This is a genomic window from Ruegeria arenilitoris (assembly GCF_013035425.1).
Lineage (GTDB): Bacteria > Pseudomonadota > Alphaproteobacteria > Rhodobacterales > Rhodobacteraceae > Ruegeria > Ruegeria arenilitoris_A.
The window spans coordinates 783,697-809,900 of record NZ_WQHX01000001.1 but is presented as its reverse complement, the minus strand read 5'-3'; the positions used below and the strand labels follow the sequence as shown (position 1 = coordinate 809,900).

The window sequence follows — 26,204 nt, the reverse complement described above, 5'->3', positions numbered from 1 at the left end:
AAATCAATGACTGGAACGCAACGTTATGCGCGCCTACACGAATATCGACGATTATTCGGATTGCCGCCGCTTCAAGATGCTGCTGCGGCACGAGAATTGGCGAATGTTGTTTCGACATTCTGAGAACAAAGTTTTCACCTGTTGACGTTCGCTTGTTCGTCGCGTGTGAAGCGTCGGAAAACCGAACACAGTGTTTCTGTTAGCTGCTTTTCCCGCCTAAGACCGGTTGCAGCCTAAAGCGGACATTCACAACTACACCTTGCAGGCTCCAAGGCGCGGGCTACGCCGACTTAGATCTGCGGAGGCAGTTCTTTGGCTTGGGCGCGAAACACAATGCTTCAACCAAATCCCAGAAACCATTGAATTATGAATGCGTTCGCTAAGTCGACAAAGAAAGCTGAAACCAATGGTAGAACAATAAACGCCACAGGCGAAGGGCCATAGCGTTGTGTGACTGCTGTCATATTCGCGATGGCTGTCGGTGTCGCACCCAACGAGAACCCAGCAAAACCAGCTGATATGACGGCTGCGAAGTAGTTTTTTCCCATCAGGCGGAACACGATGAAAATTATGAATGCTACGGCCGCGATTGATTGCAAAAGCATGGTTGTGATCAAAACTCCCGCGCTACTGGCGAGCGTCCACAACTCCATACTCATCAACGACATTGCCAGAAATACTGACAGGCTGAATTCGGAGATCACGTTCATCGCAGGAGTGCCAGCAGGCCATTTGAGCTTAGAAAACAAGGGCGGCAGCAAGTTCGACAGTAAGATTCCGCTTAAGAGGCAAGGCACGAACAGGGGCAGTTTCACTCCTGCTGCCTCAAGTGCTTCGAATACGGAATACCCAATCGCGATAGCGATGTGAATCCAGAGCACACAATTCATCAGGTCTACATGAGTAACTGTCGATGGTTGGTCGGTAGTTGGCTCCGCAACCGTTGCAACTTCTTCTTCTGAGTCCTCGACACTCTTGAGATCGTTTTTTTGGATGAGAAAACGAGCAATGGGTCCACCCAGAACGCTGGCCAAGATCAGACCAACGGTCGCTGTGGCTATTCCCAGTTCGGAAGCGCCGACGACTTGATAGCTATTTTCTATGGTTGGACCCCAGGCAATGGCTGTGCCGTGGCCTCCAATCAAGGAAGCGGTTCCCAACAGCACGCCTGCTTGTGACGGCATGCCGAACAAAAGCGCACCAATCATGCCCACCACGTTCTGCACGAGCATAAAGGCAATCGTGAGCCCAAGCATGAGCACTAGAAGTGGTCCACCCTTTAGCAGGTCAGCAAAACGGGCGTTTAGACCAACTGTCGTGAAAAAGTAGACCAACAAAAAGTCTCTGGCGCTTAGTTCGTAGCTGATTGCACGGCCAGTCGCTAAAACCACAAGCAAAGCCAGAATGGCCGCCAGAAGGCCTCCGCTAACTGGCTCTGGAATGCTGTACTTGGACAAGACTGCGTAACGACGGGTCAACCGTGCGCCAAGAAAATAGACCAATATACCGATTGTAACGGCGCCAAAGCTGTCAATTTCTATCGGATCAAGCATTTCCATGGTGTGTTGTGTCCCGGTCCAAGCAAGTGAATTTCTGTCAGTTTTTTAGGATTGGTTTTGTCTTAATTTTTGAATTTGAGAAGTTATATCAGATATCCTTTTTTATTTTGCTCGGTGGTATCCCAGTCCACCCCCTGAACGCGTGCGCGAAGCTTGTCGCGTCAGAGTAGCCAAGCATTTCGGCCACCTGCGTGACACTGTGGTCGCCATCCACCAACAGCTCTTCGGCGCGACGTCGCTTTAGATCTGCTAGTAATTTGCCAAGGGTCGTACCCTCTTTCCTGAGTTTTCGAGCAAGTTGTTGTTCGGATAGTCCGAAAATTTCGGCTGCCTTGTTGTTGCTCAGAAAGCCTGCATCGACGTGCGGTCTAAGCGCTTCGCTGACACTCTCGGCTAGTGATCGAGGCGGTTTGCGTTCACCACTGTCATCTGTCGGGATTTGGAAGTACCCCTCTTTTGAAAACTCTAAGTTCAGCCACTCAGCGGGAAACGCTATGCGATGCCCAAACCTGTCCCCTTTGATTGGTTTGGAACCTTTGAAATCATCCGGCAATGCATTGGGATCGCTTACGGTTATCAGCGTGTTGGCAGCGGACCAACTTCTCCCGACACTCCTCGCGACTATCTCAGAAAACAAACAAGCAAAAAATGCGTCTATCTGAGCAGGAACGAAAGGTGTTTCAAAATACCTTTTTCCGGACATAACCGCAGACTTTCCGTGTATGTCCAGGTGGTGCTCCGTCGAACTTGAATGCTCAGTCGCGGCGATAACGACCGCCGTCAGAAATGAGCCGAGCGTTTTGGCACCTTTGGCAGCGCCGACCAATGGTGGCCAGTTTGAAACCGCCATTTTCGTGCCAAGTTTCCCCAGCAGATGAATGTCGTTTGTGGCCGCAGCTGCCTCTTCGAACAACTGATACATGACGATTGCGTGGATATATGCGTCGGGGTCATCGAACGAGGATCGCGAGATACCCAAGCGCGTTAGCAACTCATCGGTATCCGCATAAACAGCATCCAGCGTGCTCAAGATCGGACTCGCTGTAGACAACCGGATCAAGGGCTGCGCGGGGCCATTCATGTTCGACCCTCTGAATATGCAAGGCTCATTTTCCACCTCGTGACTATGCCATAGAACGGAAACAGCGTTTCGGCTGCCTGATAATTTTCGTCAAAAAACGCAACTTGATGACCAAAACTATCATGTATTGTAGATATTCAGATGTCTAAGTGTTTTGCAGTAAGTCGCTCGTCGAAATGCATTTGAACCAATTCTGTCAGGTGACGATCTATCAGAACTTGTTCAGACAAAGGCTAAAATTACTAGCGTCGATGAGCTTGCTAGCGATGAAGGAGGTGAAATGGCGGACTCTGACCACGAGCTTCAAAGACCGGGATGGATAGTTCCAATCGTCGCGGTATTCATACTGCTGATTTTTGTTTGGTATGTTTTTAGCGACAGGATCACCCCGACAACTAACAACGCTTCAGTGCAGGGTTACACTATTGCGGTTGTTCCCGAAGTATCGGGTTACATCGCTGACATACCGATTAAAAAGAACACGCTCGTTCCAACGGGCACGACGCTGGCATCCCTAGAAAAAACGCGCTTTGAAAATGCAGTTGAAGCGGCTGAAGCAGAGCTGGAGGCCGCCGGACAGACCGTCGGTGCCTCGACTGCTTCCGTTGCCACTGCAACCGCAGCATTGGCAAAAGCTCAGGCGCTTCTGGAAGAAACCCGAGCGCAATCGGCTCGCATATTTACGCTGGAAGAAAAAGGCATTTACGCTCCAGCGCGTGGCGACGAAGCGCGTGCAGCTGTTTCGACCGCAGAAGCCGCCGTTTCCGCGGCTGAATCCGAGTTGGAGCGCGCCCGAGAGCAACTTGGTTCGGCGGGTGACGACAATCCACGCCTCCGATTGGCGGTCGCTAAATTAGCTGATGCCCGCCTTGACCTTGAGAAGACAGATCTTATCGCTCCCGCTGATGTCATTGTGGGTGGCCTGAAAATTGATGAAGGGGCATTTGCAAATGCTGGTGCACCCTTGATGACCCTGATTTCAATCGAGGATCAGTGGGTGGAAGCCTTCATGACCGAAAACAACCTGACGCGACTTGCACCGGGCAATAAAGCCGAAATCGCCTTTGATGCATTTCCTGGACAAGTCTTTGAAGGGAAGGTCAAAAGCACCGCATGGGGTGTCTCGTCAGGTAAGACAGTTGATCTTGGCGATCTTCCAACTGCATCAAAACCAAAGGGGTAGTTGCGCGATCCTCAACGTTTTTCTGTGATTATAGAAACTACGAACTACACACCGGCAGACAGTCTTGATCAGCCCGGTCTCCGTTACAATTCTCAAGCAACAGTGGTGGTTTACACGGGTGACAATCTGTTTTGGAACACTTTGGCCAAGGGTTGGATCAGGTTCGTAAGTTACCTGTCGTATCTTTATTGAAACGGCTCGATCAGAATGTCCGCAGCGCCTCCATCATATGAATCCCGCAATCGAAGAGCGTTTCGACTGGCTTTGGGTGTCACTGTCGTTTTTACGCTTTCGCAGATTTACCAATGGCCCGTCGCGTTATTGGCATCTGCCGGTGCTGTCGCCTTGCTTCAAGATGCCAAGGCGATGCCTTTTTGGTTTGGTTTGCGAACAATCTTAATTGCCATGGCAGCACTCGCCGGTGGGTTTCTAACAGCACTGCTCCTGTCGGGCTATCCGGCAGTCATGGTACTCACCTATGGCTTCTTGTTCATCCTGCTGTTTCGCTTTGTGCTGACGACGGGCGAACACTTGATCATCTTTGTGGGGCTTCTGGTTGGCTGTACGGTAATTCCAGTCCTGGTATTGATCTGGCCCGAGCTCGCATTGGTCGCAACGATTGGTGCGATGACATCGTTCTTCGTTGCGTGGCTGATCTCGACATTTGCGTTCGCAATCATTCGTCCGCCAGCGGATGTTCCACCGGCACACGGACATTCGGATTCAGATCTGGATGTAACACAAATCTCGGTAACGCTCGGATTAATCCTAGCCACTTTGCTGGCAGTCTTTTTGGTCTTTGGCCTGACCGACATTCTGGTCCTGATCTATTCAACGATCTTTGCGCTTTCCTTGACTATTTCTGGCGTCCGAGAGTCGTTCCTTACTTACCTTGTCGCCAATCTTGTGCTGGCCGGGATGGCGACAATTGTTGTCTACGAAATCCTTGTCATGGTCCCTTCGCTGCCAATGATGTCCGCTATGGTGTTCCTGGTCATGTACGTGTTCGCACAACAGACCTTCGGACACTCTCCAATGGCGGCAGCATGGTCGAGCGCATGCTTTGGCTTTGTACTCCTGCTGAGCGGAACACTTCCCAAAGAGGGTGTTATAGCCACCGACAAGGTTTTGGATCGGGTCGCACAAATCGGCACAGGCGCTTTGTATGTCGCTGCCGTGTTTGCCGTAGTCGGGTTTATTAGCCGCGTCAGGGCTTACTCAAATGCCGGAGGCGCAAATGGTTGAACTGCCTTGGCTGAGCTTACACATGATTTGCATCATAGCGGGTCGATCCGGTGGCTGCTCATGATGCGCTTTGACTGGTCCAAAGTTGATCTCAAACTTGGCTTCTGGTTCGCAGTCGTATCGTTCGTTGTAATGAATCTGGCACAGTTTCGGGATGCCGCGTGGATGACGGCAGGTCTGAGCGCTCTCTTGGCCTGGCTTCCACTCCTTCTGACGCAGCATAGGCATGTCCCCAGCGGCATCGTTGCGATATTGGCTTACATGGTTGCAGGATGCGCTCTCTCTTTTATTGGGCATGCATCTCTCTCAAACGAGGTTGGCCGGGTATGGATCGTTGGCGTGATCTCGTTCGTCGCAGTATTGGCGTTGCGGTTCGGGATATTCTGGTATCTCGTCGGCTATGTTCTGGTGTTTTGGTACGTTCTGTCTCCACTGTTTTCAGCGAATCTGGGCTTGTACGACACAATTGAAGGACACGTCGTTGGATGTCTTGGAATTCTGATCTTCTGGGTTTTGCAGGGCCGGCGGATCGACGGCTACAGTTGGGATCGTGACTGGCCAGTTGAAGAACTTACGCCTTTCAGAGTGGTTTTTCCCTATGCCGGAATTCTATCTGCAACGATGATGATCGGAATTGGTGTTGGCGGGCGCATTTTGTCCTCAGACCCCACGATCATGGCCCAAGCTTCTCTGAACATAATCAGCCCGTCTGCGGAACAGACACTCCAAGCGGGAATAGGCAGAATGATATTTGGCATAGGCGGCGCGATAGTAGGTTTTTACATCGGCTTGTTGTTTCCCGGATTGATCGCTTACGAACTTGTTATTGCAGTCTGTTCATTTGTCGCGTTGGCCTTTCTTTGGGTGAACATCGGGTTCTTGGTTGGGGCCTTCGCCGTCATGTTCACCTATCCGATTGGCGCGGTCGGAGAGGCCGGGCACGCCATCGGCAATGAAAAGCTTCTCGCCGAATTTCTTGGAATTTTTGTTGCAGTAATCGCGGTCACGGCAATCGGCCGCGTCTTGGTCAAGGGCGGCGCATGAATGGATAGTGCATCCCGAACGAACCGATTGATCGAAAAAAGCCATTGGCATTGGGGGACGAAATGCAAAAAACACTGACAATAAAAGCTCTCAATACCGTATGTGCCGCAACACTCTGCACGCTGTTTTTAGTGCTTTTGGCCGATCCTGTTCACGCGGCGGCCGCTTCGGGCAATAGCAATTTCCCCCCGAGTTTCGAATCCTACGGTGATGCTGACATGAAAGGTGTCGGAGCCATCCTTGCGCACCGAATTGCCCAAGCCCCATTTAATCTCGTGGCGACACTTTTGTTCTTTGGCGCGATAGTTCACACCTTTATGGCGGCTAAATTCATGGAGAAGAGCGAGCAGCTCCACCACGCACATGCAGAGAAAGTGGCCAGTGGTATACTCGATGAAAAGTCCCGCGACATTCGCGCAGGTATCTACCACTTTTTCGGTGAGGTAGAGGTCATCTTCGGTCTTTGGGTCGTTCCTCTCGTCGTTTCAATCGTGCTTTTTTATGACTGGCCCACCGTCGTCGAATACGTGAACCACGGCGTGAACTTGAACGAAGCGGCCTTCGTCATAGTCATAATGGTCCTCGCTTCGACACGACCAATTCTCAAACTCGCCGAGAGCTTGATGCTGCGTATTGCAAGCGTGATTGGCGGCACGCTCACCGCCTTCTGGATAACGGTAATGACAGTTGGTCCATTGCTTGGATCGTTTATCACGGAACCGGCGGCAATGACTATTTCGGCAGTATTGCTGTCTCAGCGGTTCTATGACCTAGATCCCTCCGACAGGCTCAAATACGCAACCCTGGGACTGTTGTTTGTAACGTGTCAGTTGGTGGAACTCTGACGCACTTTGCAGCCCCTCCTGTGCTTATGGTCGCCGGCCCGTGGGAATGGGGCACTGGCTTTATGTTGAGCAACTTCGGATGGAAAGCCATCATCGGTATATTGATAGCCAACACACTGTATTTCTTCGCATTCCGGTCGGAACTTCGCGATCTTCAAAAAGAATTTTCCATTCGATTACTCAAAGAAGAGATCGCACAAGTCCACGTGCCAAGAGATCTGGTCGAGCGGGAGTGGAAAGAAGCGACAGAATTTGTCGAAGCACGTGAGCATGCCAGCGAACAAATTGAGGAAGGAGTCAGACAGTTCGTAGACGAGGTTCAGAAACGAGCCTCGGCCAAACTGATACCTGAGCTGGAAGCGAAAGGCCTTGACCCAGAGCTTATCCGAGAAGCGTTGGGTAGGCGGTTCGATGAAGTGGCGCTCTACAGATTACGACAACAAATGCCTTCTCTTTTGCCAGTCGATCAACAACCTGAGTTTCACGACCCGGACTGGGACAAAAGGGAGGACTTGGTCCCGGCTTGGATAACAGTGACACACCTGGGCTTTATGGCATGGACGATTGTAAATTCGCACCATGCGGCATTCTTCATTCTTGGTTTCCTTTTCTTCCTGGGCTTCGCCAAGGTGACCGAGGAATATCAGAACGAGATAAAGCTCCAGCCTGCGATGCTAGTCGGTTTCTTCCTCGCAAGCCTTGTTATCCATGGCGGCGTTCAAGGTTGGTGGATTGCGCCGGTACTTCAGAGTTTGAATGCCGTCCAATTGATGCTTGGCGCGACCGTTCTTACAGCATTCAACGACAACGCAGCTATCACACTGCTGGCCACACTGGTCCCCGGCTTCACGGACGAACTGAAATATGCCGTTGTCGCCGGGGCGGTAACCGGAGGCGGCCTCACCGTAATCGCAAATGCCCCCAACCCAGCGGGGCAATCCATTCTGAAGGGCCACTTCGGTAACGCCGTGTCGCCAGCTGGTCTGGTTAAGGCAGCGCTTGTTCCCACAATCATTTGTTGGCTGTGCTTTGCTCTTCTTTAGGAAGAGGCGCCTTTCCTGCAAACAATCGAACTGCTCGTAGGGCTCAGTGTCGCTGTTTTTCGCATCAGTGACTTGAAGAAGACCCAAGCTGACAGGTGGTCTCACAGTCTCAAAGCCGCTTGGCTTTGCAAAGTCCGCTTTCCGCGCATTGCTGCCTTTAGAGCGTGGTATAGACTTTATATTCTGAGCCTAAAGCTGGCGCTGACGGAGTATGCACGACTGGCGACTATTCGGATGCAGCGGATGATCGGCCAGAGCGGCGGCAATCGCTCCACAATCGCGACTTATGTTAAATCCCAACCAGTCTCTGGATCGGGGGCAAAATCCGCAGTTCTTATACCTGAGATTAATTTCGACCTGCAACGGTTGCCCGGTATTCTAAATGAGGATTTGACATGAAAAAAATTGCAACCATCGACCTGCCCCACAAAAACGCCAACGCCTTTGAAGTACTGGCACGCTGCCAGTCCGCAGCCGAAAGCGCCGGAGCCGAGCAAGCCAGAATTCAGACTTTTCTGGAGGACGCCGTCCAGGGTGATTTTGAGTACTTGTTGCGTGTGGTGAAAACCCACATCGAGGTCTCTAGCGCCGGGACCTGACTAGAGAGGGCCTAGAACAGGCCTGATGTGCGATCAGCTATATTTAACAAGTATGGCGACTACATTAGCTACCTTTCGCGAGAGTGTTGGACCGGGCAGATGCGCACTTTCAGGTTGGCGCGCTTCGTGTCACTAAGTCTGGGCAACACCGGAATTTTCCTACTCGCAATTCCAACGCTGGATATCACACAAGCCGTTGTCGGAGACGTTTTTCGGAAACTCTGATGAGTTGGTTGCCTAGTGCTCTGATGTCGGTTCAAGAACAAGTGACCGCGTTGGGCTGGAAGCGGCAGACTTAAAGCTTCACGGGAGCCACGATCATGGCATGGATCCAACTAAAATTTGCACTGTGCACAATTATCTTTGGGTGGCTATTGCACCCAAAGTTTTGGGCCAAAGATGCAAGTCTTTAGGCGAAATGCAAAGCTATGGGCGCACCTACAAAATACTAGAAATCAAGGTTCTCTACACTCAACGCATTCTGCTGTATGAACTCGCGGCGGGGTTCGACGACGTCGCCCATCAATTTGGTGAACAGATCATCGGCCTCGACCATATCGTCCACTCTGACTTGCAACAGAGTACGCGCGTCTGGGTCCAGGGTGGTTTCCCAAAGCTGATCGGGGTTCATTTCGCCCAAGCCCTTGTATCGCTGCAATGACAGCCCTTTTTCACCCTCTTCAAGTATCGCACGCAACAGATCCAGCGGGCCGTGTATAACTTGTGATTTGTCGCGGCGGATCAGAGTGGCTGACGTGCTGTATATCTCTTGCAAGCTTTGGGTGAAGCTGCCAGTTTTGCGCGCCTCGCCCGAGCGGAGCATTGGCCCGTCCAGAGTGCGTACCTCTTCTACTCCACGCAAAATCCGCGCTAGTCGAATTCCATGGTCCTGTGTGATACGACCCTGCCAGCCGCGTTCATATTCCAGCGCGATAAGGTCCAGACGTGCCGCCACTTTGTCAGCTACGCCCTGGAGGTCGGCGTCCACAGCACCGGGTACGAACGCACCAGCAACGGCGGCTTGTTCAAGGATATGGCGAGGATAATGAGTTGGAAAAGCGTCCAAAACGCGTTTCAATTGGCGCGCTTCTTCCACTACACGCGTCAGGTCCTGACCGATGATTTCCTCACCTGAACCGAGCTTAAGCACGGCCCCCTCGACACCTTGGTTGATAAGATAGTCATCAAGTGCTGCCTGATCTTTCAGATAAACTTCGGACTTGCCACGCGACACCTTATACAGCGGAGGCTGAGCGATATAGAGATACCCACCTTCGATAAGTTCCGGCATTTGCCGATAGAAAAAGGTCAGCAGCAATGTTCGTATATGAGCGCCATCCACGTCGGCATCAGTCATTATGACAATCTTGTGGTAACGCAATTTGCTGATATCGAACTCATCACGGCCAATTCCAGTGCCCAGCGCCATAACCAAGTTGCCGATCTCTTGCGACGACAGCATACGGTCAAAGCGCGCGCGCTCCACGTTCAGAATTTTTCCGCGCAGGGGCAGAACGGCCTGAGTAAGACGATCGCGGCCGGTCTGAGCCGATCCGCCAGCCGAGTCGCCCTCAACAAGGAAAACTTCGGTCTTGGAGGGGTCTTTTTCTGAGCAATCTTTCAGCTTACCTGCCAAGTAGTTGACATCCATCGCGGTTTTTCGGCGGGTCAGTTCACGAGCCTTGCGGGCGGCTTCCCGAGCCAGTGCAGCTTCGATAATTTTGCTGACGATGGTCTTTGCCTCGTTCGGGTTTTCTTCGAACCATTCCGCAAGCTTTTCGTTCATCAGACTTTCGACCGCGGGACGAACCTCTGAGCTGACCAACTTGTCCTTGGTCTGAGATGAAAATTTCGGGTCGGGTACTTTAACTGAAAGCACACACGTCAAACCTTCGCGCGCATCGTCTCCTGTAAAGCTTACCTTTTCCCTTTTCGCGATGCCGCTGGATTGAGCGTAGTTGTTGATCGTCCGGGTCAGTGCGCCACGAAAACCGGCCACATGCGTACCGCCATCGCGTTGTGGAATGTTATTGGTAAACGGCAATACCGTTTCGTGATAGCTGTCGTTCCACCACATCGCGATCTCAACACCGATGTCGTCTCGCTCACCCTTGATATAAATCGGTTCGGGCATGGCCGCTGTTTTCGAGCGGTCCAGATATTTGACGAACTCTTTAACCCCGCCTTCATAAAACAGTTCTGTCTCCAACCTTTCTGCAGGGCGTTCATCGATCAGGATAATGCGGACACCTGAATTCAGGAACGCTAGCTCACGCAAGCGTTTTTCCAGCGTTTCAAATGAATATTCGAGATTTGAAAACGTATCGGTTGAAGCAAGAAAACGAACCTCGGTGCCTGTCTGATTACCGCACTCGCCAACAACTTTCAGATGCTCGGCAGTTTCGCCACCCTCGAACTTGGCAAAGTGCTCTTTCCCATCCCGCCATATGCGAAGCTCCAACCAATGTGACAATGCGTTAACAACGGAAACGCCTACCCCGTGCAGGCCGCCGGACACCTTGTAAGAGTTGCTGTCAAATTTACCCCCTGCATGCAGCTGAGTCATGATAACCTCTGCAGCCGAGACACCTTCCTCAGGGTGGATATCCACCGGAATCCCACGACCATTATCGCTCACGGATACGCTGGAATCGGCGTGGATTTTGACGGTGACGTGATCGGCATGACCAGCTAAAGCCTCGTCAATTCCATTATCGACGACCTCGTAAACCATATGATGCAAACCCGATCCATCGTCGGTGTCGCCGATATACATACCGGGTCGCTTGCGAACGGCCTCTAAGCCTTTGAGAACTTTAATGGAATCGGCGCCATATTCTTGAGGTGCCTGTGCGTCTTCGGACATGCCGTTAGTACCTATATTATTTTGGTAAGTTATACGAAACCCGGTGGGGAATGTCACGCGATCCCCCAACATTTTGTGGTCCTTGCGAGTTTTCACGCCTGTTCAGGAACCCGACCGCCCGACGATTAAAGACGGTCAAGATCGGCTGCAATATCTGCTGCAATCAACCCCGCGTCCACATCGGTACGCTCGGCAGATAAACGCAGTCCCAAAAGGTCCGACTGATAACGTGCCGCTAACCTCTCTGGGTCATGATCTTGACCGATTTCTCCGGCCTCTTGGGCACGACGAAAGAGGTTGGTGAAACACGCCTTCATTTCAGTCATGTGTTTGGCGGCTTTCTGCGCCAACACATGTTCTCGCGCCTGCAGTTCCGCATAGGTTTTCGCCAGCATACAGGCCTTTGAGGGCAATTCGGGCGCCTCGATCACAAATGTGGTCTGCGCTTTTAGGGCCGCCTTCGGCCCAAATTTGTCTGCAAACTCCGTCAGTCGGGCTACACCCTCCTGAGTGTAGCGCTCCATAGCCAAAGCAAACAACGCATCTTTTGATCCGAATGCCGCATAAAAACTTCCCGGTTTTAAGTGTAACTCTCGCTCAAGATCTTTTAGCGAGGTTCCCGCCCAGCCATGTCGCCAAAATAAATCTCTGGCCCGGCCAATCAACGCATCCCGGTCGTATTCTGGTTTCCTTGGCATCATCTTCACCAATTTTTGAACGATCACTCAAATATATACTTGAGTGGTTACTCAAGAAAGCCTATTTCTGCGAAGTCGAACCAAAAAAAGGAGTTCAAAATGGCTGACTTTCCCTCTCATGACCTGACAACCGCCCCCGAAGGTTCCAAACCGCTGCTAGAAAAATCTCAAGCCGCCTTTGGCCGTCTCCCCGGCCTGCACAAAGTGATGGCTGAAAGCCCCCAACACCTTGAGGGGTATCAGGTTTTGCATCATCTCTTTCTGCAAACAGATTTCGACAATGACGAGAAAACCGTAGTCTGGCAGACAATTAACGTCGAGAACGAGTGTCACTACTGCGTTCCCGCGCATACTGGCATCGCCAAGATGATGAAAGTTTCAGATGAAATTACAAACGCCTTGCGTGATGAAACGCCGTTACCTAATGCCAAGCTTGAGGCGTTGCGTACTTTTACCCTGCAAATGATGAATACACGCGGCAATGTGACCGACGAACAGCTCCAAACCTTATTTGACGCAGGCTATTCTCATCGCGCGGTTCTGGATGTGGTTCTTGGCTTGGCGCAAAAAACAATGTCAAACTACGTCAATCACATGGCAAAAACGCCTGTTGACGAGGTCATGCGCGGCTTTTTGTGGGAACGCAAAGTTAGCGAGCCAGCTTAATCGGTTACGACAGAGCCGTCGCTACTTTCGGTTACTACTAACGTTTGGGCTCGATCTCCCAACTCCGCAAACAGCTCAGGTCCGGTGCCCGTCATCCAGGCCTGAGCACCTAACGCACAGATTTCATCGTACAAAGCGGCACGCCGATCCGCGTCAAGATGTGCCGCAACTTCATCCAAAAGAACCATCGGTGGCGCACCGATCATCCCGGCCAACGCCCTTGCGTTGGAAAGGATCAAGGATACCAATAAAGCCTTTTGTTCACCCGTCGAGCAATCCTTGGCTGGCACACCCTTGCTTGCATACACACCATATAGATCGGACCGATGCGGACCAATCAAAGTCCTCCCTGCGGCTAAATCCCGAGATCGGTTATCGGCTAAGGCATCAAAAAAGGCCTCTACAGTCTCAGGCATAACCCCGTCGCTTTGAACAAGTTCCAATTCTGCCGAAGGGAAAGCTGTTTCAGCCTGAACTTGTGCAGCACGCAAATGATCCAAAGCCGCCAAACGCGCTAAGTGGATTTGCAGACCCCTTTCAGCCATTTGCGCTTCCAGCGCTGAATACCAATGAGCGTCGTGCACTTGCTCTTTCAAAAGGCGGTTGCGTTCCCTCATTGCCTTTTCATAAACCAAAGAAGCTTCGGCGTGGGACGGATCAAAACTTAGTACAATCCGGTCCAGAAAGCGCCGCCGACCCTCTGCACCTTCGATCCACAACCGGTCCATCGCAGGTATGAGCCATACAACCCGCGCCAACTTGCCAAGGTCAATTTGACTTGCCGCCTTGTCATCAATCCGAACCTGCCGTGCCGCGCCGCCTTGAGACCAGGTTTCTATACGGTAACGCCTCCCTTGGACATCCAACACTCCCTGCAGCTTCCAGCCTATTTCCTCGGGCCGTCTAGCCATGTCCGCAGCGCTGGCCCGGCGCATACCGCGTCCCGGCGAAATGAGCGAAACCGCTTCAAGAATATTGGTTTTGCCAGCCCCATTCGCGCCGTACAATACAATTGGGCGACCATCCAGCGAAAGTTGCGCCAGCTTGTGCGACCGAAAATGGGAAATTGTAAGCTCGGTCAGGGCCAGTCCCATGACCCCTCCCTTCCTGTCCTTAAGTTCACCTCCAACGGAGGCAAAACGCACAAACGGGATCAGACGCGCATTGGCATGACCACGTAAACAGCGCTTTGATCATTGCCTTCGCGCATCAGCGTCGGGTCACCAGCCGAATTGAACATGAATACAGCATTCTCGCGATCAACCTGTGATGCGATTTCAAGCAGGTATTTGGCGTTAAACCCAATCTCCAGCCGCTCATCGCCATAAGCCACTGCTAACTCTTCCTCGGCTGCGCCGCTGTCTGGTGCGTTGACCGACAAAACCAGCTTGTCACTTTCCAACTGCAACTTTACGGCACGAGACCGTTCCGACGAAACTGTCGCTACGCGGTCAACAGCCTGAGCAAATTCCGCAGCATCTACTTCTAGCTTGCGCGTGTTGCCTTGCGGGATAACACGGGTGTAGTCGGGGAAAGTGCCGTCAATCACCTTCGAAGTTAGCGTGATTTCTGGCGTGGCAAAACGAACTTTGGTTTCGCTGACGGACACTGCAATGTCCATCTCATCGTCTTCCAACAGCTTTCGCAGCTCACCCACGGTTTTGCGCGGCACAATGACACCCGGCATGTCTGCAGCGCCATCTGGCAGATCCGCGTCGATACGCGCAAGGCGATGACCATCAGTGGCCACGCAACGCAGAACCTTGCCTCCGTCAAACCCGTCAGCCACATGCATGTAGACGCCATTCAGGTAATACCGCGTCTCTTCTGTCGAGATGGCGAATTTGGACTTGTCGAACAACCTGCGCAACAAGGCGGCAGATGCCGTGAAGTTCGAATGATATTCTGAGGACGCCATCACGGGGAAATCTTCTTTCGGCAATGTCGCCAAAGAAAAGTTCGAACGGCCCGCTTCGACAGTCAGCCGCCCGGCCGCGCTATCTGCGGTAAGGGTCACCAAAGCGCCGTCGGGCAGCTTCCGCACAATTTCATGCAGTGTAGTTGCGGCTACCGTCGTTGCACCGGCTTTTTCAACCTGTGCGGGCGCCTTGTCCACAACCTCGATATCCAGATCGGTGGCCCGAAATTGCACTTGATCGCCTTCGGCCTCGATAAGCACATTAGCAAGGATCGGAATTGTGTTGCGGCGCTCGACAACCGATTGGGCCTGTGAAACGGCCTTGAGTAGGGTGCCACGTTCGATGCTGATCTTCATACCCTCAATTCCTCTGACTTACGTGGTGAACTAGGCGGGACTGGCACGTTAGCGGTTCCACCCTGAGGCACAAGCATTTTTTATGGGTTTCTGGTTTGGAATACGCGATGCGTCAAGGCCCCATGGTCCATTCGCCACAGTTCGTTCATGCTCGTGGACAATTGTTCACAAAAAACGCCCCGGAACAAAAATACCGGGGCGCTGTGAAAATAACCTTGGATTCAGGCTTCCAGGGAACGGCGCAGCATCTCAACGTCTTCAGCAATCTGACCGTCCGTCAGTTTCAACTCTTCGATACGTTTTACACCATGCATGACTGTGGTGTGGTCACGCCCGCCAAACCGTCGACCGATTTCGGGTAAAGAGCGACTGGTCAGTTGCTTACACAAATACATGGCGACTTGGCGCGGACGTGCGTAGGATCGCAGACGTTTGGGACCGATGATGTCGGACATACGGATGTTGTAGTACTCTGACACCTTGCGCTGAATTTCCTCGACCGTGATCTTGCGCTCGGACGCGCGCAGCACATCGGCCAGACAGTCTTGCGTCAATTCCATGTCGATCTCACGTCCCACCAACGAGGCGAATGCGAACAGGCGGGTTAACGCACCTTCGAGAACGCGGACATTGGTTGAGATTCGATGGGCAAGAAACTCAAGAACGCCATCGGCTATGGTCAAGTCGGGATATGTACTGCTGTACTGCTGTACTTTGTTCTGAAGTATGCCAAGCCGCAATTCGTAATCGGTCGGATGAAGATCGACCACCAATCCGCACTGCAAGCGTGATTTCACGCGCTCTTCCAGATCTTTGATCTCGCCCGGTGCTCGGTCAGCTGAGATAATAATTTGCTTGTTCTGGTCAACCAGCGCATTGAATGTATGAAAAAATTCCTCTTGGGTTGAATCTTTTCCCGCAATAAATTGCACGTCGTCAACCATCAAAACGTCGACGGAACGGAACAGATGTTTGAAATCCATCATCCGTCGTTCCCGCAAAGCCTGAACAAACCTGTACATGAACTGCTCAGCCGACAAGTAAAGCACGTTCAGTTCCGGGCGCCGGGTTTTCAGCTCCCAAGCTATGGCGTGCATCAAGTGTGTTTTGCCAAGGCCAACTCCACCATAAAGTACCAAAGGGTTGAAAGTGACCGGTCCGCCTTCGGACACACGACGAGCGGCTGCATGAGCCAGTTCGTTTGGTTTGCCAACCACAAAACTGTCAAAGGTAAAACGCGCATCCAAAGGAGCTGCCTGCAAAGCCTCTAATACATTTGGTGGCGTTTCGGGCGCAGAAACCGCTGCCGTAGTCGTGACTGTCGGCTTCGTCTCAGAAATCTGAACAGGGCGAACCGAAGAATTTGCGGCCGTCTGGAACGCCAGCCGCTGTACGGACTCTCCAGACGTGTTTAGTTCGTAAAGAATCAGATCAGCAAAGTTCTGACTTACGTAGTTGCCCATAAAGTTGGTCGGAACGGAAAAAATGGCCACGCCATCCTGTAACTCTTGGAACTCCAGCGGTTCAATCCAGGTGGTAAAGTTGTTTCGACCGACGGCCTTGAGCAACTTGCTGCGCAGTTGCCCCCATTTCTCTTGTGTCATACGTCGCCTCACGCATCCCATTCTTTATTGGCCTGTCGGCCTTATTAATACGCTCCGGTTTCCCGGTTTCCTGCACAAGGGTACCATTCGCCAAACCGGACCGGTTTGACGGGCAGAGCTCGGATCATCAGCGCAATCAAAACCTGTCCAACCCAACAACGGGCCGGCCTGGAAGCCAGGCTGCGCACCACAATCCAATTTTTCGACAGGGCCTAGAATCGTCGGAATTCCGAGATCCGCAGCAGATCGTCCGTCCGGCAATAGCCGATTTTCGAACATTCGTCCCTGAAACCGCCCTGATGCCCGTCAGATCGATTTTAGAAACAGCCTGTCCCCCCAAGCGAGTGAATCGCTGAATCAGTGGTAGCAAGAGGTCATGGGTCCCGGCAATGAAACTTCGATATTGACTCGGGTCTGAGGCAGAAAGAATCTCTTGGCTTCTGGAAGGCGCGGTATTCCGGCAACAGTAAAAAAGGACGCCGCTACCCGCGACGCCCTTAAAATTAGATCAGCCTTATTGACCTGAGTTGGGTTCAATCCCGTTGGGTTAGCCCAACGCTTTCACACGCGCCGACAGGCGCGACATTTTACGTGATGCGGTATTTTTATGGAAAACACCCTTGGTTACTCCGCGCATCAGCTCTGGCTGGGCCGCACGCAGAGCGGCGGTTGCTGCGTCCTTATCACCGGATGCGATTGCTTCTTCTACTTTACGCAAATAAGTGCGAATGCGCGAACGACGAGCTTTGTTGATTGCAAAACGCTTCTCGTTCTGACGAGCACGCTTCTTTGCCTGGGGCGAATTTGCCATGTGTCTTTGACCTTTTATCGGTACGTTTATTCTGTTTTGCGCGCCACGGAATGTCCGTACCAGGTCATCGATCACGAGTGTGAGTCGGGCCAGAGCGGGCCGCACGCGCATGTATAGCGGCGGTCACTAGCTGACTTTTCGGGGTTTGCCAAGCCGATTCTTACATTAAGGCCGATGATGTTTTGTATGCGGGAACCGCGAGAGGCATTGTTCGCCCTGCCGGATTATTTGTCGCGGAATTGAGCTGTACGTTTTTCCAAAAACGCAGCCATGCCTTCCTTTTGATCTTCAGTCGCAAACATAGAATGGAAAACCCTTCGTTCGAACAGCATCCCTTCGCTCAGCGGCAATTCGTAGCTTCGATTAACCGCTTCCTTAGCGGCGATCGCTGTCAGTTGGGATTTTTCCGCGATCTTTTGGGCCGCGCCAGTCGCCTCTTCGATCAGCTTTTTGGCGGGTACAACGCGGCTGACAAGTCCTGCGCGCTCAGCTTCTTCGGCATCCATGAATCGACCCGTCAGATTCATGTCCATAGCCTTGGACTTGCCAACAAACCGAGTCAGCCGCTGGGTTCCTCCCAAACCGGCGATAACTCCAAGGTTGATCTCAGGCTGTCCGAACTTGGCGGTGTCCGCCGCAATGATAAAGTCGCACAGCATAGCCAATTCGCATCCTCCGCCCAACGCATAGCCGGCCACCGCGGCGATGATCGGTTTGCGGATGGCGGTCACCCGATCATTGGCATCGGCAAACAGGTTCACGTTGAACACATCAACGTAGCTCATGTCCGACATCTCTTTGATGTCAGCGCCGGCGGCAAATGCTTTGTCCGATCCTGTAATAACGATACAGCGCACTTTGTCGTTGCTGTCCGCCTCTTCCAACGCAGTACACAATTCATCCAACAACTGGGTGTTAAGCGCATTCAACGCATCTGGTCGGTTGAGTTTGATAAGGGCGACGTGGTCTTCGATTTCGACGATGATCGTCTCAAAAGCCATGAGGTGTAAGCTTCCGGTTGTTCCGTTCAAATACGATTCCTTACCACGCGAATTCGCCGGATCAAGTCATCTTTGACATTTTGCACAGTAAAAGGACGAGCGACCAGACTGGATGATTCTCTTGATTATTGACCCACATCCTGCCGTCCGGCACAGCTCTCCTTCCCTTCCGTAAACGTCAAAGCTGTGCTGGAAATATCCAAGCTCTCCATCAGCTTGGCGGAAATCGCGCAACGATGAACCACCCGCGTCAATTGCCTCTTGCAGCACTTGGCGAATAACCGGAACCAACGCCGCGACACGAGACGCAGAAATCTGGCCAGCTTTGCGACGTGGCGACACTCCTGAGCGATAAAGAGCCTCACAAACGTAGATATTCCCCAATCCGGCAACGATTCCCTGATCCAGTAGCGCGGATTTAACCGGAGAGTTTTTATCTTTGAAAGCATCTATGAGGTGTTGTTCGTGGAAATCGTTACCCAACGGCTCGGGCCCAAGAACCGACAAAAGTTTGTGCTCTTCAGCTGTCGCCGTGGGAAAGAGGTCCATTGCTCCAAACCGGCGCGGGTCATTGAATGTGACACGAGCACCGTTTGCCATATGAAAGACGACATGGTCGTGCTTTTCGGGCATTGGATGCTCATGCACGAAATGGCCCAGGGGATCGCCAGACACGGTCATTCGTCCTGACATACCCAAATGGATCAGAAGTGTTTCGCCGCTGCTGAGATCGCCAAGAATGTATTTCGACCTCCGTCGCAAGCTATCTATTCGCTGCCCAGCCAGCCGATCGGCCATACGATCGGGAAAAGGCCAGCGCAGATCAGGGCGATTCACCTCTGCCCTTTGGATGACCACACCTTCCATGGCTAGAGTCAGGCCGCGTCTTACAGTCTCGACCTCGGGCAATTCCGGCATTACACGGCTCCTATTCCAAAGGGCCGCATTGTGCCCAGGTTCCAGTGCCCTATAACAGAAACGAAATTCGAAAAACGGCAAGGCTAATGTCCGACAACAGCGACAAGACCACTCATTTCGGGTTCGAAACCGTCCGCGAGGCTGAAAAGTCCGGTCGCGTTCAGGGCGTATTCAACTCTGTGGCGTCAAAATACGATGTAATGAACGACGTCATGTCCATGGGTATCCATCGCGTGTGGAAAGACGCTATGATGGACTGGCTTGCGCCGCGTCCCGGCCAACACCTATTGGACGTTGCCGGAGGCACCGGGGATATTTCGTTCAGGTTCCTGAAACGCGCAGGCCACGGCCACGCCACCGTTCTTGACCTCACCGAACCGATGCTGATCGAGGGTCGCCAACGAGCCGAAGCCGATCAGATGGCTGACAGCCTAAGTTGGGTGGTTGGTGATGCGATGGCACTGCCATTCGAAGACAACTCGTTTGATGTCTACACGATTTCCTTCGGCATCCGAAACGTGACCCGTCCGCAAGACGCGCTGAACGAAGCATTCCGAGTTTTGAAACCCGGTGGTCGACTTATGGTGCTAGAATTCAGCCAATTGCCGAACGACGGGCTTCAGAAACTCTATGACCTCTACAGCTTCAATGTCATTCCACGCATGGGCAAGCTGATCGCCAATGATTACGACAGCTATCAGTATCTAGTGGAATCGATCCGAAATTTCCCGGATCAAGAGACGTTTTTGGAAATGGTCCGAGCCGCCGGATTTGAAAACGCAAAATACCGTAACCTCAGCATGGGCATCGCTGCGCTGCATTCAGGATGGAAAATCTGACGTATGCGTGGACCCCACAACATAATCCGCCTGATCCGGACAGGCGCCACTCTGGAGCGTACAGGCGCGATGAACGTTGTGTTGGACGCATTCGAGGCTCCGAGAGCCGTTCGGTTTATTGCTCACACCCTTGGAAAACCATTTCAATGGCTGGGATACAAGGGCGATCCGGATATGCCGCCCGCAACCCGTGCGTTAACCGCGTTGGGTCCGGCCTATATCAAATTCGGGCAAGTATTGTCCACGCGGCCAGACGTTGTCGGCAACGAACTGGCTGAACAATTACGCGTCCTTCAGGACAAACTCCCCCCATTTTCACAAGCCGAAGCGATGGCCGAAGTTGAAAAAGAACTTGGCCAACCCATTGCCGAGATTTTTAGTGAGTTCAGCGAACCAATCGCTGCGGCCTCTATTGCTCAGGTTCACAAAGCCAAGCTGGTGGCCACCGGCGAAGACGTAGCCGTCAAGGTTCTACGTCCAGGCATCGAGCGGGCTTTTCGCAAGGATGTGGATGCATTCTATTTCGCCGCGCGCATTGTGCAGCTTTTTGCCCCAGGGGCACGCCGCTTGCGTCCTATGGAGGTGATCGAACATTTTGATGGAGTGGTTCGTGGCGAACTGGATCTTAGGCTGGAAAGCTCAGCCGCTTCTGAATATGCAGCCAATACCAAAAACGACTCCGGATTTTGGCTCCCTCCAGTTGTCTGGTCCCTATCCGCGCGCCGTGTGATGACACTCAGTTGGGCAGACGGTATCGCTTTGGGCGAAAACGGCTCATTGGACGCAGCGGGTCATGACCGCCGAGATTTGGCTGAACGCGTTTTGCGCCTGTTCCTGTTGCACGCTCTGCGCGATGGGTATTTTCATGCCGACATGCATCAGGGCAATTTAAAAGTCGCTGCCAACGGCGACATCATCGCCTACGACTTTGGAATCATGGGTCACATCGACGAATATACTCGTCGGGTTTACGCGGAAATACTCTTTGGTTTCATCCGGCGAGACTATAAGCGTGTAGCTGAAGTACATTTCGAAGCAGGCTATGTGCCAGCCAATCAGGATGTAGACGAATTTGCCCGCGCCCTGCGCGCGGTGGGCGAACCGATCTTCGGTATGGACGCATCTCATATCTCCATGGGACGTCTCCTGAATTACCTGTTCGAAGTGACGGAACGCTTTGGTATGGAAACACGGACGGAATTAATACTGTTACAGCGTACCATGGTCGTCGTAGAAGGCGTAGCGCGTTCGCTCGACCCACATATGAACATTTGGGAAGTCGCTCGCCCGGTCGTCGAAGATTATATCAAGCAATCTATTGGCCCTCGCGCTGCAATTCGCGATCTGGGCAAAACAGCAATGGTTCTGGCCCGGTTCGGTCCTCGCTTGCCTGCGTTGGTGGAAAACGCCCTTATCGCGCAGACACAAAAGGATGAAACGCAGCGATCGCAATTGTGGATTGCATGGGTTCCTGCATTGATCGGCGCTATCGCAGGCGCAACGCTTGTGCTGGTACTTAACGCGATCAGTTAAAGATCAAATGGCTGCTACGTTTGAAGCTGAAGAGATCATAGTCTCTCAATGGCGATCGCGATCCCCTGACCGCCACCTATACACATTGTGATCAATCCTTTGGAACCACCTGTACGCTCAAGCTCATACAGTGCTTTCAATGTGATGATTGCTCCGGTCGCCCCTACTGGGTGACCCAATGCAATTGCGCCTCCATTTGGGTTTACCTTACCAGCGTCCAAACCCAGCTCCTGGTTGACGGCCAAGGCCTGAGCCGCAAATGCCTCATTGCTTTCGATTACGTCGAAATCCTCGATGACCAAACCCGTTTTCTTAAGCAGGTTCTGTACTGCGGGAACCGGGCCGATTCCCATAACTTCGGGTCTTACACCGGCATGGGCGTAACCCAGCACGCGTGCCTTGGGTTTCAACCCGGCTTTCTCCGCCGCAACAGCAGTCGCCAAGACAATGGCAGCAGCACCATCATTGATCCCGGATGCATTGCCTGCCGTCACTCGACCGTCTTTCTTAAAGACAGGGCGCAACCCTGCCAATGCCTCGGTCGTCGTCGCTTTTGGGTGTTCATCAACTTTGAATTCCACCATTTCTCGTTTTACCTTGACCTGTACTGGAGCAATTTGACTGTCAAAGTTACCGACCTCGATTGCAGCGGCAGCGCGAGTCTGGCTGGTCAAAGCAAATTCATCCATTTGCTCTCGGCTGATCTGGTGCTCGTCAGCGACATTCTCGGCTGTCACACCCATATGTCCTGTCCCAAACGGACAGTTCAGCGCTCCCAGCATCATATCCAATGAGGTGACATCGCCCATTTTTTCACCCCAACGCGCCTGCGGTACGATATATGGGCTGCGCGACATACTCTCGGCCCCACCAGCAACTGCGAACTCGGCATCACCCATTGTTAAGGACTGAACAGCCGAAACGATCGCCTGCGCGCCGGATCCGCAAAGACGGTTAACATTCATAGCAGGAGTTCCATTCGGAATACCTGCCTGAATTGCCGCGACGCGGGACAGGTACATGTCACGCGGCTCAGTATTGATCACGTGACCAAAGACGACGTGCCCAATCTGACCGCCTTCCACCCCAGACCGCTCCATCGCTGCTTCTGTTGCAACAGTCGCCAAGTCGATTGGCGCAGTCGAAGCCAACGCCCCGCCGAAAGTTCCGATTGCCGTACGGGCACCGTCCAAAATTACGATATCGGTCATGGATCGCTCCTCCTGAAATTGGGTACAGTATGCACTCTGTTCGTGGGCATGTCCTCTGAGACGTGCCGTCACAGGTGGAATTGACATTTGCACCAACAGCGCCCATCAAATTCCGTCATGACGGAGAACTCTGACGATATCCTGACGCGCCTCCCGGCACGCCTGAAAGAAGCGCGCCGAGCCAAAGGCCTGTCTCTGGAAGCGGTTGCTAACCTCAGCGGTGTATCCCGGTCCATGGTCAGCCAGATCGAACGCGGTGAGAGCAGCCCTACGATTTCTACGCTTTGGAATTTGACACGTGCATTACAGGTCGATTTCGCCGGGCTATTAGATGACGCCAAGGCCACCGATCAAATCGAGGTTCTCAGAAAGTCCGAAGTGCCCAGTATTGATAATATGGGGCAGAACTGCTGCATCCGCATATTATCGCCGCCCGAGGAAGCTGGGGGCCATGAGGTCTATGACATCCAGTTCGACGATAACGGAGCTTTGAATAGTCAGCCGCACACACGTGGCGCACAAGAACAGCTGACAGTTTTGGAAGGTTCCGTGCACGTAAGTTCTGGTGCTGCCAACATGGTGCTGCACCAGGGTGATACGGCCCGTTACGCTGCTGATGTGTCCCACTCGATTTCTTCTGCGGGTGGCCCAGCCAGAGTTTTTCTGATCGTCAAAAACGCCTGATGCCGACCAATTTCCGTCTTTACGGATTATTTTCCGTAATTTCGCATTTCTCCTATTTGGGAATTTTCTCCGCTATGTTAGAAACACGACTCAGTAAAAGGAGATCGCCATGGCAGATGCATTCCTGTCCCACATCACGGACACACTCGCGCAAATCCAAGCTGAAGGATTGTACAAACGCGAACGAATGATCACCTCGCCACAGGGCGGCGAAATCACTGTGGGTGGTAAGCAAGTTATCAATTTGTGCGCCAACAACTATCTGGGTCTTGCTGATCATCCCGCGTTGATCGATGCAGCCACGAATGCAATGGGCCCCAAAGGGTTCGGCATGGCCTCAGTCCGGTTTATATGCGGTACGCAGGATATCCACCGTGAGTTGGAGCAGAAGCTGGCAAGTTTCCTGAATAAGGACGACTCGATCCTTTTCGCAGCCTGCTTTGACGCTAATGGCGGGCTATTTGAACCTTTATTAGGCCCCGAAGATGCCATCATATCAGACAGTTTGAACCACGCGTCGATCATCGACGGAATTCGGTTGTGCAAGGCCAAGCGGTATCGGTATCTGAACAACGATATGAACGATCTTGAGGCGTGGCTGAAACAAGCACGGGAAGATGGCGCGCGGCACATAATGATCGCCACCGATGGTGTATTCTCAATGGACGGATACCTGGCGAACCTACCCAAAATCCGAGAACTGGCAGACAAGTACAATGCTATCGTCATGGTCGATGACTGCCATGCAACGGGTTTTATGGGTCCAAACGGAGCGGGTACTCCGGATCACTTTGGCATTGAAGTGGATATACTCTCAGGAACTTTGGGCAAGGCACTAGGAGGAGCGATCGGCGGTTATATCGCCGGGCCGCAGCCAGTCATCGACCTGCTGCGGCAGCGGGCGCGGCCCTATTTGTTTTCCAACTCGCTGCCGCCATCCATCGTCGCCGCTGGGCTTGAGGCTATCCGCCTGGTTCAAGAGGGCGAATTCCTGCGTTCCCAATTGTTTGGAAACGCCAAATATTGGCGCGCCGGGTTGGAAAAATTGGGTTTTGACCTTTTGCCGGGCGAACATCCGATCATTCCAGTAATGTTGGGCGAAGCCAACCTCGCCCAAGAGATGGCGTCGCGACTTTTTGATGAAGGCGTATATGTCTCAGGATTTTTCTTTCCTGTCGTTCCACGAGGGCAGGCGCGGATAAGAACACAGATGAACGCGGCACTCACAAGGGACGAACTGGACCGGGCGTTACGGGCTTTTGGTAAGGTCGGCAAAGAGCTGGGGATAATCTGATGCACGCAAACACGATGAAGGCTTTGGAAAAGTCTCTACCAGCAGAAGGTTTGTGGATGGTGCAGGCTCCGGTCCCCGAGATCGGACCAGACGAAGTGCTGATCCGCGTCAACAAAACTGGGATTTGCGGGACCGATATCCACATCTGGAATTGGGATGAATGGGCAGAGCACACTGTACCGATACCAATGATCACTGGCCATGAATTCGCTGGTGAGATCTTAGAAATTGGGCGCAATGTAACCGGGTTGGAAATTGGTCAACGCTGTTCAGGTGAAGGGCACTTAATTGGCACCGACAGCAGACAAAGTCGCGCAGGTAAATTTCACCTGGACCCTGGCACGCGCGGGATCGGCGTGAATGAACAGGGGGCTTTCGCCGAATATCTCAAGTTGCCCGCGTTTAACGTCGTTCCTCTGCCTGATGATATTTCTGATGATATCGGGGCCATTCTAGACCCGCTTGGAAACGCTGTACACACTGCCCTGAGCTTCGATTTGTTGGGTGAAGATGTTCTGATTACCGGCGCAGGTCCAATCGGTATAATGGCTGCTGCCGTCGCCCGACATGCAGGCGCGCGTCATGTCGTGATAACGGACATTAACCCGGACCGTCTAAAACTTGCGATTTATGTTGTGCCAAACTTACGCACCGTGGATGTTAGCCAAGAAGAACTTGAAGACGTAATTGCAGAACTTGGTATGACCCAAGGCTTCGATGTAGGCTTGGAAATGTCAGGCTCGCAAACAGCGCTGGATCAGATGGTTGAGGCGATGGTCATGGGCGGCAAAATCGCGTTGCTGGGTATTCCGCCGGGCAAATCTCCGGTGGATTGGTCACGTATCGTTTTCAAGGCAATCACTATCAAAGGAGTTTACGGGCGGGAAATGTTCGAGACCTGGTACAAAATGATCGCAATGCTTCAGAATGGGTTGGACGTGTCCCGCGTAATAACCCACCGATTTGCCGTAGACGATTTCGCTAAAGGATTTGAAGCAATGAAGTCCGGGCAATCCGGAAAGGTTGTTCTAGACTGGACTTGATACGTAACCTTAGACAAGCCGAAATTTGAATTCCGACATCTAAGCAGAGAACGTTTGAGACAAGTCTTTAAAAAGCCAAAAACTATTCGGCTTCTCTAATCTGGTTGATCAGATGTGGAATGCGAATTCTCTTAATAGTATTTCGCTTTTTTACCCACGGTC

23 protein-coding genes are annotated in these 26,204 nt (G+C 52.4%); 12 read left to right on the top strand and 11 right to left on the bottom strand.

Going from position 1 to position 26,204, the window contains the following annotated elements; genetic code table 11:
• Positions 1-338: 338 nt before the first annotated feature.
• Positions 339-1,553, bottom strand: a complete 1,215-nt coding sequence (gltS, locus tag GOV45_RS03905; RefSeq protein ID WP_217362437.1) for a sodium/glutamate symporter — start codon at positions 1,551-1,553, stop codon at positions 339-341.
• A gap of 94 nt (positions 1,554-1,647) precedes the next feature.
• Positions 1,648-2,640 carry an AraC family transcriptional regulator gene (locus GOV45_RS03900; RefSeq protein ID WP_170474461.1) on the bottom strand — a complete coding sequence of 331 codons (993 nt, stop codon included), beginning with the start codon at positions 2,638-2,640 and terminating at the stop codon, positions 1,648-1,650.
• 280 nt (positions 2,641-2,920) lie between these two features.
• Here GOV45_RS03900 and GOV45_RS03895 point away from each other — a divergent pair, with 280 nt between their 5' ends.
• The 6 genes from GOV45_RS03895 to GOV45_RS03870 all read left to right on the top strand — a co-directional run bounded on the left by GOV45_RS03895 (position 2,921) and on the right by GOV45_RS03870 (position 8,599).
• A complete protein-coding gene (locus tag GOV45_RS03895) occupies positions 2,921-3,823 on the top strand; it encodes an HlyD family secretion protein (protein ID WP_170474459.1) in 903 nt (300 codons plus the stop codon).
• Between the two features lie 207 nt (positions 3,824-4,030).
• Positions 4,031-5,068: a DUF2955 domain-containing protein gene (locus GOV45_RS03890; protein ID WP_170474456.1), complete on the top strand. Its 1,038-nt coding sequence runs from the start codon at positions 4,031-4,033 to the stop codon at positions 5,066-5,068.
• 60 nt (positions 5,069-5,128) lie between these two features.
• Positions 5,129-6,112 carry a hypothetical protein gene (locus tag GOV45_RS03885; protein ID WP_170474454.1) on the top strand — a complete coding sequence of 328 codons (984 nt, stop codon included), beginning with the start codon at positions 5,129-5,131 and terminating at the stop codon, positions 6,110-6,112.
• A gap of 62 nt (positions 6,113-6,174) precedes the next feature.
• The gene (locus GOV45_RS03880) at positions 6,175-6,957 is read left to right on the top strand and encodes a putative Na+/H+ antiporter (RefSeq protein ID WP_170474451.1); all 783 of its coding nucleotides are present in this window, start codon (positions 6,175-6,177) and stop codon (positions 6,955-6,957) included.
• A 26-nt stretch (positions 6,958-6,983) separates the two neighbouring features.
• Positions 6,984-8,000, top strand: a complete 1,017-nt coding sequence (locus tag GOV45_RS03875) for a putative Na+/H+ antiporter (RefSeq protein ID WP_170475379.1) — start codon at positions 6,984-6,986, stop codon at positions 7,998-8,000.
• A 395-nt stretch (positions 8,001-8,395) separates the two neighbouring features.
• Positions 8,396-8,599 carry a hypothetical protein gene (locus tag GOV45_RS03870; RefSeq protein WP_170474448.1) on the top strand — a complete coding sequence of 68 codons (204 nt, stop codon included), beginning with the start codon at positions 8,396-8,398 and terminating at the stop codon, positions 8,597-8,599.
• Between the two features lie 448 nt (positions 8,600-9,047).
• On the opposite strand, the gene gyrB is transcribed toward GOV45_RS03870, so the two are convergent.
• Complete coding sequence (gene gyrB, locus GOV45_RS03865) at positions 9,048-11,465, bottom strand: DNA topoisomerase (ATP-hydrolyzing) subunit B (protein ID WP_170475377.1); 2,418 nt, start codon at positions 11,463-11,465, stop codon at positions 9,048-9,050.
• Between the two features lie 125 nt (positions 11,466-11,590).
• Positions 11,591-12,163, bottom strand: a complete 573-nt coding sequence (locus GOV45_RS03860) for a TetR/AcrR family transcriptional regulator (protein ID WP_170474445.1) — start codon at positions 12,161-12,163, stop codon at positions 11,591-11,593.
• Positions 12,164-12,262: 99 nt separating this feature from the next.
• Between GOV45_RS03860 and GOV45_RS03855 the strand changes: the two genes are divergently transcribed.
• Entirely contained in the window at positions 12,263-12,829 is a 567-nt protein-coding gene (locus tag GOV45_RS03855) for a carboxymuconolactone decarboxylase family protein (protein ID WP_170474442.1), read from the top strand.
• Here the strand turns inward: GOV45_RS03855 and recF are convergent.
• The 6 genes from recF to mutM form a co-directional block, all read right to left on the bottom strand.
• Positions 12,826-13,923, bottom strand: coding sequence for a DNA replication/repair protein RecF (gene recF / locus GOV45_RS03850; RefSeq protein WP_170474439.1), 1,098 nt, complete (start codon positions 13,921-13,923; stop codon positions 12,826-12,828). The genes GOV45_RS03855 and recF overlap by 4 nt on opposite strands.
• Before the next feature lie 59 nt (positions 13,924-13,982).
• The gene (gene dnaN / locus GOV45_RS03845) at positions 13,983-15,104 is read right to left on the bottom strand and encodes a DNA polymerase III subunit beta (protein WP_170474436.1); all 1,122 of its coding nucleotides are present in this window, start codon (positions 15,102-15,104) and stop codon (positions 13,983-13,985) included.
• A gap of 221 nt (positions 15,105-15,325) precedes the next feature.
• Positions 15,326-16,708: a chromosomal replication initiator protein DnaA gene (dnaA, locus tag GOV45_RS03840; protein WP_170474433.1), complete on the bottom strand. Its 1,383-nt coding sequence runs from the start codon at positions 16,706-16,708 to the stop codon at positions 15,326-15,328.
• Positions 16,709-17,255: 547 nt separating this feature from the next.
• Entirely contained in the window at positions 17,256-17,519 is a 264-nt protein-coding gene (gene rpsT, locus GOV45_RS03835) for a 30S ribosomal protein S20 (RefSeq protein WP_170351928.1), read from the bottom strand.
• Between the two features lie 224 nt (positions 17,520-17,743).
• Positions 17,744-18,520 (bottom strand): enoyl-CoA hydratase, encoded by a 777-nt coding sequence (locus GOV45_RS03830; RefSeq protein WP_170474430.1) that lies wholly within the window; start codon positions 18,518-18,520, stop codon positions 17,744-17,746.
• 66 nt (positions 18,521-18,586) lie between these two features.
• On the bottom strand, positions 18,587-19,438 hold the full coding sequence (gene mutM, locus GOV45_RS03825) for a bifunctional DNA-formamidopyrimidine glycosylase/DNA-(apurinic or apyrimidinic site) lyase (RefSeq protein ID WP_170474428.1): 852 nt from the start codon (positions 19,436-19,438) through the stop codon (positions 18,587-18,589).
• An 86-nt stretch (positions 19,439-19,524) separates the two neighbouring features.
• On the opposite strand from mutM, the gene ubiE reads away from it, so the two are divergent.
• Complete coding sequence (gene ubiE, locus GOV45_RS03820; protein WP_170474425.1) at positions 19,525-20,277, top strand: bifunctional demethylmenaquinone methyltransferase/2-methoxy-6-polyprenyl-1,4-benzoquinol methylase UbiE; 753 nt, start codon at positions 19,525-19,527, stop codon at positions 20,275-20,277.
• Positions 20,278-20,280: 3 nt separating this feature from the next.
• Complete coding sequence (gene ubiB, locus GOV45_RS03815; protein ID WP_170474422.1) at positions 20,281-21,810, top strand: 2-polyprenylphenol 6-hydroxylase; 1,530 nt, start codon at positions 20,281-20,283, stop codon at positions 21,808-21,810.
• Between the two features lie 35 nt (positions 21,811-21,845).
• Here ubiB and GOV45_RS03810 read toward each other — a convergent pair whose 3' ends face one another.
• Positions 21,846-23,021 (bottom strand): acetyl-CoA C-acyltransferase family protein, encoded by a 1,176-nt coding sequence (locus GOV45_RS03810; protein WP_170474419.1) that lies wholly within the window; start codon positions 23,019-23,021, stop codon positions 21,846-21,848.
• A gap of 117 nt (positions 23,022-23,138) precedes the next feature.
• Here GOV45_RS03810 and GOV45_RS03805 point away from each other — a divergent pair, with 117 nt between their 5' ends.
• The 3 genes from GOV45_RS03805 (at position 23,139) to tdh (ending at position 26,042) form a co-directional block, all read left to right on the top strand.
• On the top strand, positions 23,139-23,705 hold the full coding sequence (locus GOV45_RS03805; protein WP_170474416.1) for a helix-turn-helix domain-containing protein: 567 nt from the start codon (positions 23,139-23,141) through the stop codon (positions 23,703-23,705).
• Positions 23,706-23,814: 109 nt separating this feature from the next.
• Positions 23,815-24,999, top strand: a complete 1,185-nt coding sequence (locus tag GOV45_RS03800; protein WP_170474414.1) for a glycine C-acetyltransferase — start codon at positions 23,815-23,817, stop codon at positions 24,997-24,999.
• 14 nt (positions 25,000-25,013) lie between these two features.
• On the top strand, positions 25,014-26,042 hold the full coding sequence (gene tdh / locus GOV45_RS03795) for an L-threonine 3-dehydrogenase (RefSeq protein ID WP_170475375.1): 1,029 nt from the start codon (positions 25,014-25,016) through the stop codon (positions 26,040-26,042).
• Positions 26,043-26,204 lie beyond the last annotated feature (162 nt).

What these genes read in the sequence shown, in the direction of transcription:
- gltS (WP_217362437.1), bottom strand. Translation starts at nt 1,553, where the DNA reads ATGCTTGATCCGATAGAAATTGACAGCTTTGGCGCCGTTACAATCGGT.
- GOV45_RS03900 (WP_170474461.1), bottom strand. Translation starts at nt 2,640, where the DNA reads ATGAATGGCCCCGCGCAGCCCTTGATCCGGTTGTCTACAGCGAGTCCG.
- GOV45_RS03895 (WP_170474459.1), top strand. Translation starts at nt 2,921, where the DNA reads ATGGCGGACTCTGACCACGAGCTTCAAAGACCGGGATGGATAGTTCCA.
- GOV45_RS03890 (WP_170474456.1), top strand. Translation starts at nt 4,031, where the DNA reads ATGTCCGCAGCGCCTCCATCATATGAATCCCGCAATCGAAGAGCGTTT.
- GOV45_RS03885 (WP_170474454.1), top strand. Translation starts at nt 5,129, where the DNA reads ATGATGCGCTTTGACTGGTCCAAAGTTGATCTCAAACTTGGCTTCTGG.
- GOV45_RS03880 (WP_170474451.1), top strand. Translation starts at nt 6,175, where the DNA reads ATGCAAAAAACACTGACAATAAAAGCTCTCAATACCGTATGTGCCGCA.
- GOV45_RS03875 (WP_170475379.1), top strand. Translation starts at nt 6,984, where the DNA reads ATGGTCGCCGGCCCGTGGGAATGGGGCACTGGCTTTATGTTGAGCAAC.
- GOV45_RS03870 (WP_170474448.1), top strand. Translation starts at nt 8,396, where the DNA reads ATGAAAAAAATTGCAACCATCGACCTGCCCCACAAAAACGCCAACGCC.
- gyrB (WP_170475377.1), bottom strand. Translation starts at nt 11,465, where the DNA reads ATGTCCGAAGACGCACAGGCACCTCAAGAATATGGCGCCGATTCCATT.
- GOV45_RS03860 (WP_170474445.1), bottom strand. Translation starts at nt 12,163, where the DNA reads ATGCCAAGGAAACCAGAATACGACCGGGATGCGTTGATTGGCCGGGCC.
- GOV45_RS03855 (WP_170474442.1), top strand. Translation starts at nt 12,263, where the DNA reads ATGGCTGACTTTCCCTCTCATGACCTGACAACCGCCCCCGAAGGTTCC.
- recF (WP_170474439.1), bottom strand. Translation starts at nt 13,923, where the DNA reads ATGGGACTGGCCCTGACCGAGCTTACAATTTCCCATTTTCGGTCGCAC.
- dnaN (WP_170474436.1), bottom strand. Translation starts at nt 15,104, where the DNA reads ATGAAGATCAGCATCGAACGTGGCACCCTACTCAAGGCCGTTTCACAG.
- dnaA (WP_170474433.1), bottom strand. Translation starts at nt 16,708, where the DNA reads ATGACACAAGAGAAATGGGGGCAACTGCGCAGCAAGTTGCTCAAGGCC.
- rpsT (WP_170351928.1), bottom strand. Translation starts at nt 17,519, where the DNA reads ATGGCAAATTCGCCCCAGGCAAAGAAGCGTGCTCGTCAGAACGAGAAG.
- GOV45_RS03830 (WP_170474430.1), bottom strand. Translation starts at nt 18,520, where the DNA reads ATGGCTTTTGAGACGATCATCGTCGAAATCGAAGACCACGTCGCCCTT.
- mutM (WP_170474428.1), bottom strand. Translation starts at nt 19,438, where the DNA reads ATGCCGGAATTGCCCGAGGTCGAGACTGTAAGACGCGGCCTGACTCTA.
- ubiE (WP_170474425.1), top strand. Translation starts at nt 19,525, where the DNA reads ATGTCCGACAACAGCGACAAGACCACTCATTTCGGGTTCGAAACCGTC.
- ubiB (WP_170474422.1), top strand. Translation starts at nt 20,281, where the DNA reads ATGCGTGGACCCCACAACATAATCCGCCTGATCCGGACAGGCGCCACT.
- GOV45_RS03810 (WP_170474419.1), bottom strand. Translation starts at nt 23,021, where the DNA reads ATGACCGATATCGTAATTTTGGACGGTGCCCGTACGGCAATCGGAACT.
- GOV45_RS03805 (WP_170474416.1), top strand. Translation starts at nt 23,139, where the DNA reads ATGACGGAGAACTCTGACGATATCCTGACGCGCCTCCCGGCACGCCTG.
- GOV45_RS03800 (WP_170474414.1), top strand. Translation starts at nt 23,815, where the DNA reads ATGGCAGATGCATTCCTGTCCCACATCACGGACACACTCGCGCAAATC.
- tdh (WP_170475375.1), top strand. Translation starts at nt 25,014, where the DNA reads ATGAAGGCTTTGGAAAAGTCTCTACCAGCAGAAGGTTTGTGGATGGTG.